Source organism: Eubacterium ruminantium, from assembly GCF_900167085.1.
Lineage (GTDB): Bacteria > Bacillota > Clostridia > Lachnospirales > Lachnospiraceae > Eubacterium_Q > Eubacterium_Q ruminantium.
The window spans coordinates 133,542-149,012 of record NZ_FUXA01000006.1; the positions used below are offsets into that span (position 1 = coordinate 133,542).

Consider the following 15,471-nt stretch of genomic DNA (forward strand, 5'->3'; position numbering starts at 1 on the left):
TTCAGCAATATATGGTGCAAGGTTACGTAATGCTATACTTGATTTTGTGAAATTGGCTATATGCAACGAAAATGCGTTGTTTTTTGTGAAAAAATTACATTGATTTTATGTTAATTTGTAATTATACTGTAACAAACAGTATTATTTTGGGGCTGGAGATTTATGGGAGAAAATATAGAAAACTTCATTCAATATCTTACGAATGTTAAACGTTCAAGCAATAATACCATTGCTTCATACAGAAGGGATCTTAACAAACTTACAGAGTATATGTCTTTAAATAAGATTTCTTCTTTTTGTGATGTCAATAACACAATGCTTAATTCTTATATTCTAAAGCTTGAAAAGGATGGAATGAGTTCGGCTACCGTTTCAAGAAATGTAGCCAGCATCAGATCTTTTTTTTCATTTCTACTTAATCAGGGAATTATATCAAAGAATCCTACTGAAAATATAAAACCACCAAAGGTTGAAAAGAAAACTCCTGAAACACTCTCTATCGAAGAGGTTTCACTTCTTTTGGAGCAGCCTAGTGGCAAATCAAGCAAAGAAATTAGAGATAAAGCCATGCTTGAACTCTTATATGCAACAGGTATGAGAGTAACTGAATTGATTTCACTTAAAGTCTCAGATGTTAATATATCACTTAATTTTGTGCAGTGTATTGATAATGGTCGTGAAAGAATTATTCCATTTGAAAATGCTGCAAAGAATGCTCTTACAAAGTATTTGTATCAGGTAAGACCTTCAATGTGTGGTGATTCTGAATTCTTATTTACAAATTGTAAGGGTGAGCAGATGACCAGACAGGGATTTTGGAAGATAATTAAGTTATATGCTACAAGAGCTAATATCGATAAAGATATTACTCCACATATGATAAGACATTCTTTCGCAATGCATATGGTTAATAATGGGGCTGATCTTAGATCGCTTCAGGAAATGCTTGGTCATTCTGATATTTCAACCACACAGATTTATCTGAAAAGTAAGAGAAGCAAACTAAAGGAAGTATATGATAAAGCTCATCCAAGAGTTGGTGTTTAATAATAGTTTTAAGAAAGGAACCGGCAGATTTTCAGCCGGATAAATATATGGCAGGATCGGTTTTTGGTAATATTTTAAAATGCACTACATGGGGAGAGTCCCATGGTCCTGCGCTTGGGGCAGTTCTTGATGGTTGTCCGGCAGGGCTTGCTATTGACGAAGATTATATTCAGATGTTTATGGATAGAAGAAAGCCCGGCCAGTCTGATTTTTCCACGAAAAGAAATGAATCTGATAAAGTTATGATTTTGTCCGGTGTGTTTGAAGGTAAAACTACAGGCACGCCTATTTCTTTGATGATCAATAACAATTCGCAGATTTCAAAAGATTACAGCAATATAGCTGAGTGTTACAGACCCGGACATGCTGATTATACTTTTGATGAAAAGTACGGATTCAGAGATTATAGGGGCGGTGGAAGATCCTCCGGAAGGGAGACAGCAGGAAGAGTTGCTGCCGGCGCAATAGCTATAAAGTTACTCAGTGAGTTCGGGATTAATTTCACGACTTTCGTTGAATCGGTTGGAGATATATCAATCGATTATAATAAGTTTGATAAAAATGAAATCTCAAATAATAAACTATATATGCCTGATAAGGACGCGGCAGAAAAAGCTGCGGAATATCTTAAAAATGTTTCGGCAGATAAAGATTCTTCGGGCGCAGTAGTAAAATGCATTATTGATAATGTGCCTGCAGGACTTGGCGATCCTGTATTTGATAAGCTTGATGCAAGGCTTGCTTCAGCAATAATGTCCATCGGTGCCGTTAAATCATTTGAAGTTGGAAACGGTAAGGCTGTTTCGAAACTTAAAGGTTCGGAAAATAATGATGAATTCTATATTGATAACGGTGAAGTAAGGAAAAGAACCAATAATTCGGGTGGAATTCTCGGCGGAATAAGTGACGGAAGCAGCATTATTCTTACTGCGGCATTTAAGCCTACACCGTCAATTTATAAGAGCCAGAAAACAGTAAATAATAAGCATGAAGATATAGAACTTGAAATAAAAGGGCGTCACGATCCGATTATCGCACCAAGAGCTGTTGTAGTAGTTGAAGCTATGTCGGCACTTGTTATTGCAGATGCATTACTTATGAACTGTAGTTCCAAACTCGATAATTTAAAGAAAATATACGAGGTTTAAGCGTGTCGATTTATTGACAATAAAATGAGGTATGATCAATATCTGCATACAGAAGGGTGTGCCGTGATCAATATTTTTAGCGGCAGGATATGATAAAGTTGATATTTTTATACGGCCTGATGTAATAAAGTCAATATTTTTATATGGCCTGATGAAGTAAAAAATATTAATAAAATACAAGTTGCAAAATACTTATATATTTGCTATCATGCTAACGAATTGTTGTTTATTCAACAATCGTATATTAAATAAGCCGTTACTTAGTTTGAGGAAGACTCCGACCTTATTCCCGGTAACAGGCGATACTATTATGAAGGAGGTTGTAACTATGATTACAGCAGAACAGAAGAAAGAAATTATTGCAAAATACGGTAATGGAGATGGAGATACAGGTTCTCCTGAAGTTCAGGTAGCTCTTCTTACAGCACGTATCAACGATCTTAATGAGCATTTTAAGGTTCATCCTCATGATCATCATTCAAAGAGAGGTCTTCTCAAGATGGTAGGTCAGAGAAGAAATATGCTTGCTTACCTTAAGGCTAAGGATATCGAGCGTTACAGAAAGCTCATCGAGAGTCTTGGACTTAGAAAATAATTTTAACTTTCGGAAATTAATATTGACCGGCTTGTTTGTTGGTTAAAGAAAGATCGAAGCAGACTGTATTATTTATAGACTGCGGAGAAAAAATCACGGATCACCTTGCGTAAAGGATTATATTCCTGAAGTAAGATAATCCGTGATTTTTTATTTTCATAAAGTGCTGATTTGCTTTATGAATATTGAGGTTTTAAATGGCTTTAAGGCTTGAAGAATCTTGATTACTATGATAAAATAACTAAGATTGTTTTAAGGTTTGTCCGAGACTACTGAAAAGGGCATTTTCATGACTTAAAATGTAATTTTCAGTCGTTTCGGAACCTTGGAATAAAAATAATGTTTAAGGAGAAACAAAATGTACAAAAAGTTTGAAATGGAGCTTGCCGGAAGAACTCTTCGTGTTGATGTAGACAGAGTTGGTAAGCAGGCAAATGGAGCAGTTCTTATTCACTATGGAGACACAGTTGTACTTTCAACTGCAACCGCAGCAAAAGAACCAAGAGAAGGTATTGATTTCTTCCCACTCTCAGTTGAGTATAATGAGAAGATGTATGCAGTAGGAAAGATCCCTGGAGGATTCAATAAGCGTGAAGGAAAGGCATCGGAGAATGCTACACTTACATGCCGTGTTATCGATCGTCCTATGAGACCACTTTTCCCAAAGGATTATCGTAATGATGTAACACTTGAAAACCTTGTAATGTCGGTTGACCCTGAGTGTGCACCTGAACTTACAGCTATGCTTGGTACAGCAATCGCAGTATCAATTTCAGATATCCCATTCGACGGCCCATGTGCTACAACACAGGTTGGACTTGTTGATGGAGAATTCATTTTCAATCCAAATTCTACACAGAATCTTAATTCTGATCTTAAACTTACAGTTGCTTCTACAAGAGAAAAAGTTATCATGATCGAAGCTGGTGCAAATGAAGTTCCAGAAGATAAGATGCTTGAGGCTATATTTGCAGCTCATGAAGTTAACCAGAAGGTTATCGAGTTCATCGATCAGATTGTTGCTGAGTGTGGTAAGCCAAAGAGCAGCTACACAAGTTATGCAGTTCCTGAAGATCTTATGGCTGACATAATGGCTGAGTATCCAATGGAATCAATGGAAGAGGCTGTATTCACAGATGATAAGCAGACAAGAGAAAATAATATATTTGCAATGAAGGAAAAACTTCGTGAGAAATATGCAGATAATGAAGCTTGGCTTGGACGTCTTGATGATGCTCTTTATCAGTATCAGAAGAAGACAGTTCGTAAGATGATCCTTAAAGATCATAAGCGTCCTGACGGAAGAGCAATCAACCAGATCAGACCACTTGCAGCAGAAGTTGATATCATTCCTAGAGTTCATGGTTCAGCTATGTTCACAAGAGGACAGACACAGATTTGTGACGTTGTAACACTTGCTCCTCTTTCAGAGGCTCAGAAAGTTGAAGGACTTGATGTAAATATCACAACAAAGAGATATATCCATCATTACAATTTCCCTTCATACTCAGTTGGTGAGACAAAGGTTTCAAGAGGACCTGGACGTCGTGAGATCGGTCACGGTGCACTTGCAGAGAGAGCGCTTCTTCCTGTAATTCCTTCAGAAGATGTATTTCCATACGCAATACGTGCGGTTTCAGAAACATTTGAATCAAATGGTTCTACATCAATGGCTTCTACATGTGCTTCATGTATGTCGCTTATGGCAGCAGGTGTTCCAATCAAGGCTCCTGTAGCTGGTATCTCATGTGGTCTCGTTACAGGTGAGACAGATGATGATTATGTAGTACTTACAGATATACAGGGACTTGAAGATTTCTTCGGAGATATGGACTTCAAGGTTGCAGGTACAAAAGAAGGTATCACAGCAATTCAGATGGATATCAAGATTCATGGTCTTACAACAGATATCATCAAGGAAGCTATCAGAAGAACAAGAGAAGCAAGAGTTTATATTCTTGATGAAGTAATGCTTAAGTGCATTCCTGCTCCAAGACCTGAAGTTAATGAATATGCTCCAAAGATCCTTATGATGCAGGTTGATCCTGATAAGATTGGTGAGATCATCGGTCAGAAGGGTAAGACAATCAATGCTATTATCGATGAGACAGGTGTTAAAATCGATATCGATGATGACGGAAAGGTTTCTATCTGTGGCGTTGATAAAGCAGGTATCGAAAGAGCAATCGAAATCATCCATTCAATTGTTGATCCAATCGAAGTTGGTAAGACATATGTTGGTAAGGTAGTAAGAATCATGCCATTTGGTGCATTTGTTGAACTTTCACCAAATAAGGATGGCATGATCCACATTTCTAAGCTTGATTCAAAGAGAGTTGCTAAGGTTGAAGATGTTGTTAATATCGGAGATACAGTAAGAGTTAAGGTTCTCGATGTTGACAGAATGGGCAAGATCAGTCTTAGTCTCAAAGATGCAGATAAATAAAAGTATAGCTACGGCGGGGAGAAGAATAATTAAATGAGATTTGGCTTTTTTGATGAAATAAACAAAGAATATGTAATTGATAAACCAAATACACCGGCACCTTGGGTTAATTACCTTGGTTCACCACTTTACGGTGCTATAATCTCTAACAATGCAGGCGGTTACAGTTTTGAGAAGTCCGGAGCAAACGGACGTATTCTCAGATATGTATTTAACAGTTTTGACCAACCGGGAAGATATGTATATCTTAGGGACAATGAGACAAAGGATTACTGGTCTGCCACATGGCAGCCGGTAGCCAAGCCTCTTGATACATACAAGAGTGAATGCCGTCACGGTACAGGATACTCAAGAATGAAGGCGGAATATTCCGGAATTGAATCGGAAGTTCTCTATCTTGTTCCTCTTGATAAGAAATATGAAGTATGGAAAGTAAAGGTTACTAACAATTCTGACAAGGACAGAAGTCTTACTGTTTCAGGTTATGCTGAGTTTACTAACAACAATAATTATGAGCAGGATCAGGTTAATCTTCAGTACACACTTTTCATTACAAGAACTTATTTCAGAGAAAATCGTATCAGACAGGTTATTAATGAAAATGTTAAAAATAATGCTGTTAATGGCGATGCTGCAACTGATAGATTCTTTGGACTCGCAGGCGCAGAAGTATCATCTTATACAGGTAGTAAAGATGATTTCCTTGGAAGTTACAGAGGATACGGAAATCCTGTAGGTATTGAATCAGGAGATCTTGGCAATACTCTTAACTATAACGGAAATGCATGCGGTGCTCTTTCAACTGTTATTAGTTTAAAAGCGGGAGAGTCAAAGGAAATAGCATTTATCGTTGGTATGAAGGACGATGAAGAGGCTTCACAGATTGTTGCTTCTTATGCTGATCCCGGAAAGAAAACTGAAGAAGATTGTGCTGAACTTATTAAATATTGGCATGAGAAATTATCTCATCTTCAGGTTAAGACACCATGTGCAGAATTTGATCAGATGGTCAATACATGGAATGCATATCAGTGCTTCATGACATTTACATGGTCAAGAGCAGCTTCATTCGTATATTGCGGCCAGAGAAATGGTTACGGATACAGAGATACAGTTCAGGATATACAGGGTGTTATTCATCTTGCTCCTGAAATGGCAAAAGAGCAGATTACATTTATGCTTTCAGCTCAGGTAAGTAACGGTGGTGGACTTCCACTTGTTAAATATACTCATAATCCTGGTCATGAGGATACTCCTGATGATCCTTCTTACGTTAAGGAAACAGGACATCCTGCATATAGAGCCGATGATGCATTATGGCTTTTCCCAACAGTATACAAATATATCGCTGAAACAGGTGACACAAAGTATATTGATGAGATTATTCCATATGCTGATAAAGAAGAAGACAGTGTTTATGCACATCTTAAGAGAGCTATTAATTTCTCTATGGAGAGACTTGGTAATCATAAGATGCCTGCAGGACTTCATGCAGACTGGAATGACTGTCTCAGACTTGGAAAGGCCGGAGAATCTACATTCGTTGCAATGCAGCTTTATATGGCGTTTTCAATCATCAGCAAATTTGCTGAATTTGAGAATGATAAAGAATATATCGAATATGTAAATAAAGAACAGGAAGCCCTTGGTAAGATTCTTAATGAGCTTTGTTGGGAAGATGATAGATTTATCAGAGGTTTCACAGAAAAGGGAACTGTTATCGGTTCTAAGAACGATCCTGAAGCAAGCATGTGGCTTAATCCGCAGAGCTGGTCTGTAATAAGCGGACTTGCTACAAAGGATCAGGCTGAAGCAGCTCTTGAATCTGTTCATAGAGAACTTGCAACAGATAATGGTGCAATGCTTATGGCTCCTGCGTACAGAAATCATGCATTTGACGGAGCTCTTATGCTTCTTTTCAATGCTTCTACCAAGGAAAATGGTGGTATATTCTCTCAGCCTCAGGGATGGCTTATCCTCGCTGAAGGTTTGATGGGACATGGAAATAGAGCTATGGAGTATTATCTCGATTGTGCTCCTTCAGCTATGAATGACAAAGCGGAGATAAGAAAACTTGAGCCATATTGTCATGGACAGTTTACTGAAGGAAAGGATAGTCCTAACTTTGGTAGAGCTCATGTTCATTGGCTTACAGGTACAGCATCTACCGTTATGGTTGGATCTGTTGAAGGTATACTTGGACTTAGACCTGATTTTTATGGTATTCATATCAATCCTTCTATACCATCTGACTGGAAAGAATTTGAAATGAAGAAATTCTTCAGAGGAAAATGGCTTAATATAAAGGTTGTTAATGAAACAGGATCTGAATCAGGAGTTAAGAAACTTGTTTTAAATGACAAAGTTGTGGATGGAGATTATATCAAGGCAGAAGATCTGACTGATGTAAATGATATAGTGGTTTCACTATAAGCTGAAACAATAAAAATATCCCTCCGTATAGCGAATAAGCTTTAACGGAGGGATAATTATGAGGTGAAAAATGGCTGCAAGCAAGGGAAGAAAAACTTCAACTGGCACAAGAGGCAGTAATTCAACTAAAAATATTAATTCTAATGCAGAAGACAGTAGAAAGGTTGAAAGGCAGAAGGAAATATATCTTTTTGCATTTCTTGCTGTCTCTGTTTTTTTGCTACTCAGCAATTTTAAATTATGCGGTTTTGTGGGTAATGTGATATCTGGATTCTTTTTCGGACTTTTCGGAACTATCACTTATCTTATTCCTTTTTATCTGTTTTTCTCTGCTGCTTATCTTTTATCAAACGGAACTAACAAGAAAGTCTTAAAGAAGATTATCTGGGTTGGTATTGCGTTGCTTTTGATAGGATTTATCATGCAGTTAATTGCCGGAGCCGGCAATGTGACGGTTAAGTCGCTTTACATGGAAGGATATAAACATAAAGATGGTGGAGGAGTTATCTTCGGCGGTCTTTTGTCACTTTTATATAAATTGATCGGTAAAGTAGGTTGTATCATATTTACAACATTATTTGTAATCGTTGCCATAATTGAAATAATCAATATTTCATTTATCAAATTATTTAAACGTATGGGCAGCAGTATAAAAGAAACTGCAAATTATGATTACAGCCAATATGAGGATGAATATGACGATGAGAGATATGAAGAGGCTCTTTCCGGTGGAAAGATTGTTAATCATGAGCCAAAGCATATTCTTAATAATACGACAATACTTAGTGAGTCCGGAATTCCTGTTCCGGAAAAACCAAAGAGAAGAAAGAAAAAGAAAAATGTTGAGTATCCGGCTGATGAAATGATGGAACTTAACGGTGATGGCACTGTTAAAGATATCTATGTCAGTGGTGAAGATGAAAATGATATGATGCCGGAATTCCTTAAGGACAGCCATGAAAAAGTTAAGGATAGGAAGGGCAAGAGAAAGAAAGATAAGGCATATTCTGCTGAGAGTGATAATGATTCGGAAGATGCTTATAATTCGATAAATAGTCTTAGCTTTAAAGAAAGAAGCAAGGCAAACGGCGGTATTTTTGATGAACCGAGTGAAGAGGTATATAATGACCTTTTCAGTGAAGGTATAAATGATTCGGACGAGATTTCAAGCGACTCGGAAGGTGAAGCAGAAACTTCGGAAGAAATATTTGTCGATAATGGATCAAAGGTTGAAAAGCAGCCCGGAAGAACCGGTGTTCATACAAGGAAACAGCCGATTAAAACAGATATTTTTGATCTTAAATCAGGATCCGGCAGGAAGAAGTCTTCCTTCGGAGAAAGCGGAGATTTTGTTAAATCTGTAAATGAATCTCTTTTTGGAAGCTCGAGAAAATCAGATGAAGTAAAGATATTTAATGATGATGAGAGCTCTTTAGCTAAAGATGCATCCGGTTCAAATGGTAAAGATGATTTGAATGAGGAACTTGACTCATCTTCTATAAAAGAAATTAAAAGAAAAGAATATAAATTTCCGCCGGTTTCGCTTCTTGAAAACGGTAAGAGTAAGAAGTCAAAGAGTAATGAGGATTTTGTAAGAGAAAATGGTGTGAAGCTTAAGGAAACATTTGAAAGTTTTGGTGTAAATGTTACCATTACAGATTATAGCGTCGGACCTGCTGTTACAAGATTTGAACTCCAGCCTGAGCAGGGTGTTAAGGTAAGTAAAATCGTGGGTCTTCAGGATGATCTTAAACTTGCTTTAGCGGCTGAAGATATACGTATTGAAGCACCTATTCCGGGAAAATCTGCCATTGGTATTGAGATACCGAATAAAGAAAATCAAAAGGTATTCTTTAGAGAAGTTATAGATAATGATAAGTTCAAAACATTTGGATCGAATCTTGCATTTGCAGTTGGTAAGGATATCGGTGGACAGGTAGTTGTTACTGATATTGCAAAGATGCCTCACCTTCTTATTGCAGGTGCTACGGGATCGGGTAAATCCGTATGTATAAATACTATTATTATGAGTATTTTATATAAGGCAAAGCCTGATGATGTAAAGATGATCATGATAGATCCGAAGATGGTAGAGCTTGCAGGATATAATGGTATACCACATCTTTTGATACCTGTAGTTACCGATCCTAAAAAGGCGGCGGGGGCTCTTAACTGGGCTGTTGTCGAAATGACAAAACGTTATCAGCTTTTTGCTAAAAATAACGTAAGAAATATCAGTGGATTCAATCAGAAGTTTGAAAGTGAAGGACCACGTGATGATGATCCTGAATTCAGAAAGCTTCCTCAGATTGTAGTTATAGTAGACGAGCTTGCAGATCTTATGATGGTTGCTCATGCTGAAGTAGAAGATGCAATCATAAGACTTTGCCAGTTGGCAAGAGCGGCCGGAATACATCTTATTATAGCTACACAAAGACCGTCGGTTGATGTTATTACCGGACTTATTAAAGCCAATGTTCCGTCAAGAATAGCATTTGCGGTTTCATCAGGTGTTGATTCAAGAACAATACTTGATATGAATGGTGCGGAAAAACTTCTCGGTAAGGGTGATATGTTATTCTATCCAACCGGTTATCCGAAACCTGTCAGAGTTCAGGGAGCGTTTATTTCCGATGATGAAGTTGTTTCTATAGTCGGATATATAAAGAAAAATAATGATGGTTCATATGATGATTCAGTAAGTGAATCCATTGAAAATAATTCAGTTTCGTCAAGTTCCCAAGGATCTGCCGGAGGTGATGACGGAAATAGATATGATGAATTATTTGAAGATGCTGCAAGGCTTGTTATTGAGAAAGATAAAGCCTCAATCGGAAATCTTCAAAGGGTATTCAGAATAGGCTTCAACAGGGCTGCGAGAATAATGGATCAGCTGTCCGAAGCCGGGGTTGTGGGACCTGAAGAAGGTACAAAACCAAGAAAAATACTTATGACTATGGATCAATTTGATGATTATATAAGTTTGTAGTATTATAGTTTATGCTTTACAGCTTACTAAGGTTTCTGTTATAAAGATATACGATTAATATTTTTTAAAAGGAAGGTTATTTTCATGTTAAGTGATATCGAAATTGCACAGCAGGCAAAAATGAAAAAGATTAAAGATGTGGCTGCAGGAGTCGGTCTCGGAGAGGATGATATTGAACTTTACGGTAATTATATGGCTAAGTTCTCTGATTCAGCTCTTGAGAGACTTCAGGAAAAAGAAGATGGAAAACTCATCCTTGTAACAGCTATTAATCCTACAGCTGCAGGTGAGGGAAAAACAACTGTAACTATCGGTCTTGGACAGGGGCTTTGCAGACTTGGCAAGAATGCTGTAGTTACACTTAGAGAGCCTTCACTTGGACCATGTTTCGGTGTTAAAGGTGGTGCAGCAGGTGGTGGATATGCTCAGGTTGTTCCTATGGATAAGCTGAATCTTCATTTTACAGGAGATTTCCATGCTATCACATCGGCTAATAACCTTTTATGTGCTATGCTTGATAATCATCTTCAGCAGGGAAATACATTAAGAATAGATCCAAAGAGAATAGTTATAAAGAGATGTCTCGATATGAATGACAGAGCTCTCAGAAATATTACTATTGGTATGGGTGCAAGAACTGACGGAGTTGTAAGAGAAGATCATTTCATAATTACAGTTGCATCAGAAGTTATGGCGATTCTTTGTCTTGCAGAAGATCTTCCTGATCTTAAGAGAAGACTTAGCAGAATGATCGTTGCTTATACTTATGATAATGAACCTGTTACTGCAGAAGACCTTCAGTGTGTTGGTGCTATGGCACTTCTTCTTAAGGATGCAATAAGACCAAATCTTATCCAGACTCTTGAGAATACACCTGCCATAGTTCATGGTGGTCCATTTGCAAATATTGCTCATGGATGTAATTCTATCAGAGCTACAAGAACAGCTCTTAAGCTTGGTGATTATGCAATTACTGAAGCCGGTTTCGGTGCAGATCTTGGTGCTGAGAAGTTCCTTGATATTAAGTGTCGTAAAGGACATCTTAAGCCGGATTGTATCGTCCTCGTTGCAACAGTAAGAGCGCTTAAATATAATGGTGGCGTTAAGAAGGAAGACCTTTCCAACGAAAATATGGAAGCTCTCGAGAAGGGTATAGTTAACCTTGGAAAACATATTGAGAACCTCAAGAAATACAATGTTCCTGTAGTTGTAACTCTCAATAAATTCATTTCAGATACAGATGATGAACTTGACTTTGTTAAGAAGTACTGCGAAGGCTACGGATGCAGCATGACTGTTTCCGAAGTTTGGGAAAAGGGTGGCGAAGGCGGAATCGCTTTAGCAGAGGAAGTTCTCAAGACACTTGAGACAAAGAAGGCTGATTTCAAGCCTCTTTATGATGATGATATGCCAATCAAAGATAAGATCAGATATATTGCTGAGAATATCTATGGTGCTAAGAATATAGTTCTTTCAAAGAGCGCAGAAAATTCTATTAAGAAGATTGAAGAAATGGGATTTGGTAAATTCCCTATCTGTATGGCAAAGACTCAGTATTCACTTTCTGATGATCCGACTCTTCTTGGCAGACCTCAGGATTTCGTTCTTAATATTAGAGAAGTATATGTATCTGCAGGAGCAGGATTTGTAGTAGCTCTTACAGGCTCAATAATGACAATGCCCGGACTTCCGAAACATCCTGCAGCAGAGAGTATTACAGTTGATGATAACGGAATAATCTCGGGATTATTCTAAAGAATAAATAATATGATTGCACGAAAATATTATAATTGATAAAAGAAAGGGAGAGAAAAATGGCTGATTTAATCGATGGAAAGAAAATATCTCAGGATATTAAAGACGAAGTCAGGGATAAGGTAACATGGCTTAAGGAAAAGAAAAATATTGAGGTTTCATTAGCTGTTATACTTGTAGGAAATGATCCTGCTTCAACAGTATATGTTAACAATAAGAAGAAAGCATGTGAATATACCGGAATTAAATCTGTTTCATATGAACTTCCTGAAGAGACTACTGAAGAAGAACTTCTTAGTCTTATAGATAAACTGAACGAAGATAAGACTATTAACGGTATCCTTGTTCAGCTTCCTTTACCAAAACACATAAATGAAGATTCTGTTATTAAGAGAATCTCTCCTGATAAGGATGTTGATGGTTTCCATCCTGAAAGCGTTGGAAGATTAAGCATCGGCGAAAGAGGATTTGTATCTTGTACACCTGCAGGCGTAATCCAGCTTCTTAAGAGAAGTCATGTTGAAATATCAGGTGCTGAATGTATTGTTGTCGGAAGAAGTAATATTGTAGGTAAGCCTATGGCTATGCTTCTTATCAGAGAAAATGGAACAGTTACTGTTTGCCATTCTAAGACAAAGGATTTAAGAGAAGTAACAAAGAGGGCTGATATCCTTGTTGTTGCTATTGGTAAGCCTGAATTTATAGATGCATCATATGTTAAAGAAGGCGCAGTTGTTATCGATGTAGGTATTCATCGTAAAGAAGACAAGAAACTTTGCGGTGATGTATTATTTAATTCTGTTTCAAAAGTTGCTTCACAGATTACACCTGTTCCGGGCGGAGTAGGTCCTATGACAATAGCAATGCTTATGAATAATTGTTATGAAGCCGCAGAAATGCAGAATGGGATTGAAGCTATTTAGTTATGATTAATATATTTTTTGTTTCACTTGGTTGTGATAAGAATACAGTAGACAGCGAGGAAATGCTCGGTCAGCTTAAAGATAAAGGTTATAATCTTACGGATGATGAAAATGAAGCGGATGTAGCTATAGTAAATACATGCTGTTTCATTAAGGATGCGGCAACAGAAAGTATAGATACTATATTTGATCTTGCGGCACTTAAAAAGGATCGTCTTAAATATCTTATAGTTACCGGTTGCATGGCTGAAAGATATAAAAAAGAAGCTCATGAAGAACTTCCTGAAGTTGATGCATTTGTGGGTGTTTCTGCGATCAATAAGATAGCTGATATAGTTGACGGACTTGTATCAGGTAAAAAAGATGATGCTTATGAGACACTTGATCAGCTTCCTGTATTTTCATCTAACAGAGTTCTTACAGGTGCGGTTCACAGCGAATATTTAAAGATTGCTGAGGGCTGTGATAAAAGATGTACATATTGTGCGATACCGTCATTTAGAGGTAAATACAGAAGTATTCCGAAAGAGATACTTTATAAGCAGGCGGAATATCTTGCTTCACAGGGCGTGAAGGAACTTATTCTCGTAGCTCAGGAAACTACATGTTACGGTATTGATAAATATGGTAAAAAATGTCTTCATGAACTTATACATGAATTATCTAAGATTGAGGACATTAAGTGGATCAGACTTCTTTATTGTTATCCTGAAGAGATATATGATGAGCTTATTGAAGAGATGGCAACCAATCCAAAGGTTTGTCATTATATAGATATGCCGCTTCAGCATACTGAGACCAAGATTCTTCGTAAAATGGGAAGAAGACTTGACAATGAGGATATAATAGATATTGTAAGTAAACTTCGAAAGAAGATTCCTGATATAGCGATAAGAACAACATTTATTACCGGATTTCCGGGAGAAACTGAAGAAGATCATAAAAACCTTATGGAATTCATTGATAAAATGGAATTTGACAGGGTTGGTGTTTTCACATATTCGAAAGAAGAAGGTACACCTGCAGCTTCATTTGAGGATCAGGTTGATGAAGATGTGAAAGAAAGATATAAAGATGAGATAATGAGTCTTCAGCAGGAGATTTCTTTTGATATTAATCAAAGACTTGTTGGCAGTACAATGGATGTAATGATTGAAGGTTATATTCCGGATGAAGATATATATGCTGCCAGAAGTTTCAGAGATGCGCCGGATGTTGATGGTTATATATTTGTAAAATGTAATTATGAACCTATTTCCGGAACCATCCTTAAAGCAAAGATAAATAGCGCCAATGAGTATGATCTTATTGGGGAAGTGGAGGAACAATAAATGAATTTACCAAATAAAATAACGACGTTTAGAGCTATACTTGTTCCGTTTTTTGTATTTTTCATGGTATTTGATAAAATACCTGGCAATAAATGGTATGCTTTAGGCGTATTCATAATCGCCAGTTTTTCGGACCTTGTGGATGGAAAGCTTGCAAGAAAATATAATCTTGTAACAGATTTTGGAAAATTCATGGATCCTCTTGCGGATAAGCTTCTTGTATGTTCGGCTATGATTGCTCTTTGCGGCATTGGAAGACTTTATAGTGTGGTAGTAATAATTCTCATTGGTAGAGAATTTATCATAAGCGGTTTCAGACTTATAGCTGCTGACAATGGTAGAGTTATTGCAGCAAGTATGTGGGGCAAAGTAAAAACTGTTGTTCAGATGATAATGGTTTGCTTCCTTATCGCTGATCTTGGTGCTGAGTTCGGTGGAACAGTTCATGATGTGATCGGATGGCTGGAAGCAATCCTTGTAGTCGGATCTACAATGCTTGCAATCATTTCACTTCTTGAGTATATCGTAAAGAATAAAGATGTTATTTCAACACAGAAATAATTAATGAAAAATGAACCAATCAGACGTTTTAAAATATGTCTTTTTGGTTCGTTTTTTTATTTATTTTATTGCAAATAAAAAGACAGACAATACAAAATTAAATGCATAAATAGAATGACAAAAATATAGAAATATTATATAATAAAAATGTATTTGATTGATTGTTGCGATACTTTTAAAGAACTGCGCAGTTGATGATACTTGAAGATTAAAATGGGTATTGCAGGTATAGAGATACTTGTT

Annotated in this window: 10 protein-coding genes; all 10 read left to right on the forward strand. The window is 37.0% G+C overall.

The window, feature by feature from the left end; genetic code table 11:
• Positions 1-162 precede the first annotated feature (162 nt).
• A complete protein-coding gene (gene xerD, locus B5D25_RS04825) occupies positions 163-1,047 on the forward strand; it encodes a site-specific tyrosine recombinase XerD (protein ID WP_078786822.1) in 885 nt (294 codons plus the stop codon).
• A gap of 47 nt (positions 1,048-1,094) precedes the next feature.
• Positions 1,095-2,195: a chorismate synthase gene (gene aroC / locus B5D25_RS04830; RefSeq protein WP_078786823.1), complete on the forward strand. Its 1,101-nt coding sequence runs from the start codon at positions 1,095-1,097 to the stop codon at positions 2,193-2,195.
• A 328-nt stretch (positions 2,196-2,523) separates the two neighbouring features.
• Positions 2,524-2,790, forward strand: coding sequence for a 30S ribosomal protein S15 (gene rpsO, locus B5D25_RS04835; RefSeq protein WP_078786824.1), 267 nt, complete (start codon positions 2,524-2,526; stop codon positions 2,788-2,790).
• A 358-nt stretch (positions 2,791-3,148) separates the two neighbouring features.
• Entirely contained in the window at positions 3,149-5,236 is a 2,088-nt protein-coding gene (locus B5D25_RS04840) for a polyribonucleotide nucleotidyltransferase (RefSeq protein WP_078786825.1), read from the forward strand.
• Positions 5,237-5,269: 33 nt separating this feature from the next.
• Positions 5,270-7,669: a glycoside hydrolase family 94 protein gene (locus B5D25_RS04845; protein WP_078786826.1), complete on the forward strand. Its 2,400-nt coding sequence runs from the start codon at positions 5,270-5,272 to the stop codon at positions 7,667-7,669.
• A gap of 70 nt (positions 7,670-7,739) precedes the next feature.
• Entirely contained in the window at positions 7,740-10,658 is a 2,919-nt protein-coding gene (locus B5D25_RS04850; protein WP_078786827.1) for an FtsK/SpoIIIE family DNA translocase, read from the forward strand.
• Positions 10,659-10,742: 84 nt separating this feature from the next.
• Positions 10,743-12,413: a formate--tetrahydrofolate ligase gene (locus B5D25_RS04855; RefSeq protein WP_078786828.1), complete on the forward strand. Its 1,671-nt coding sequence runs from the start codon at positions 10,743-10,745 to the stop codon at positions 12,411-12,413.
• Positions 12,414-12,472: 59 nt separating this feature from the next.
• Entirely contained in the window at positions 12,473-13,336 is an 864-nt protein-coding gene (folD, locus tag B5D25_RS04860; RefSeq protein WP_078786829.1) for a bifunctional methylenetetrahydrofolate dehydrogenase/methenyltetrahydrofolate cyclohydrolase FolD, read from the forward strand.
• A gap of 2 nt (positions 13,337-13,338) precedes the next feature.
• Entirely contained in the window at positions 13,339-14,667 is a 1,329-nt protein-coding gene (rimO, locus tag B5D25_RS04865) for a 30S ribosomal protein S12 methylthiotransferase RimO (protein WP_341443609.1), read from the forward strand.
• On the forward strand, positions 14,668-15,228 hold the full coding sequence (gene pgsA, locus B5D25_RS04870) for a CDP-diacylglycerol--glycerol-3-phosphate 3-phosphatidyltransferase (protein ID WP_078786830.1): 561 nt from the start codon (positions 14,668-14,670) through the stop codon (positions 15,226-15,228).
• Positions 15,229-15,471: the final 243 nt, after the last annotated feature.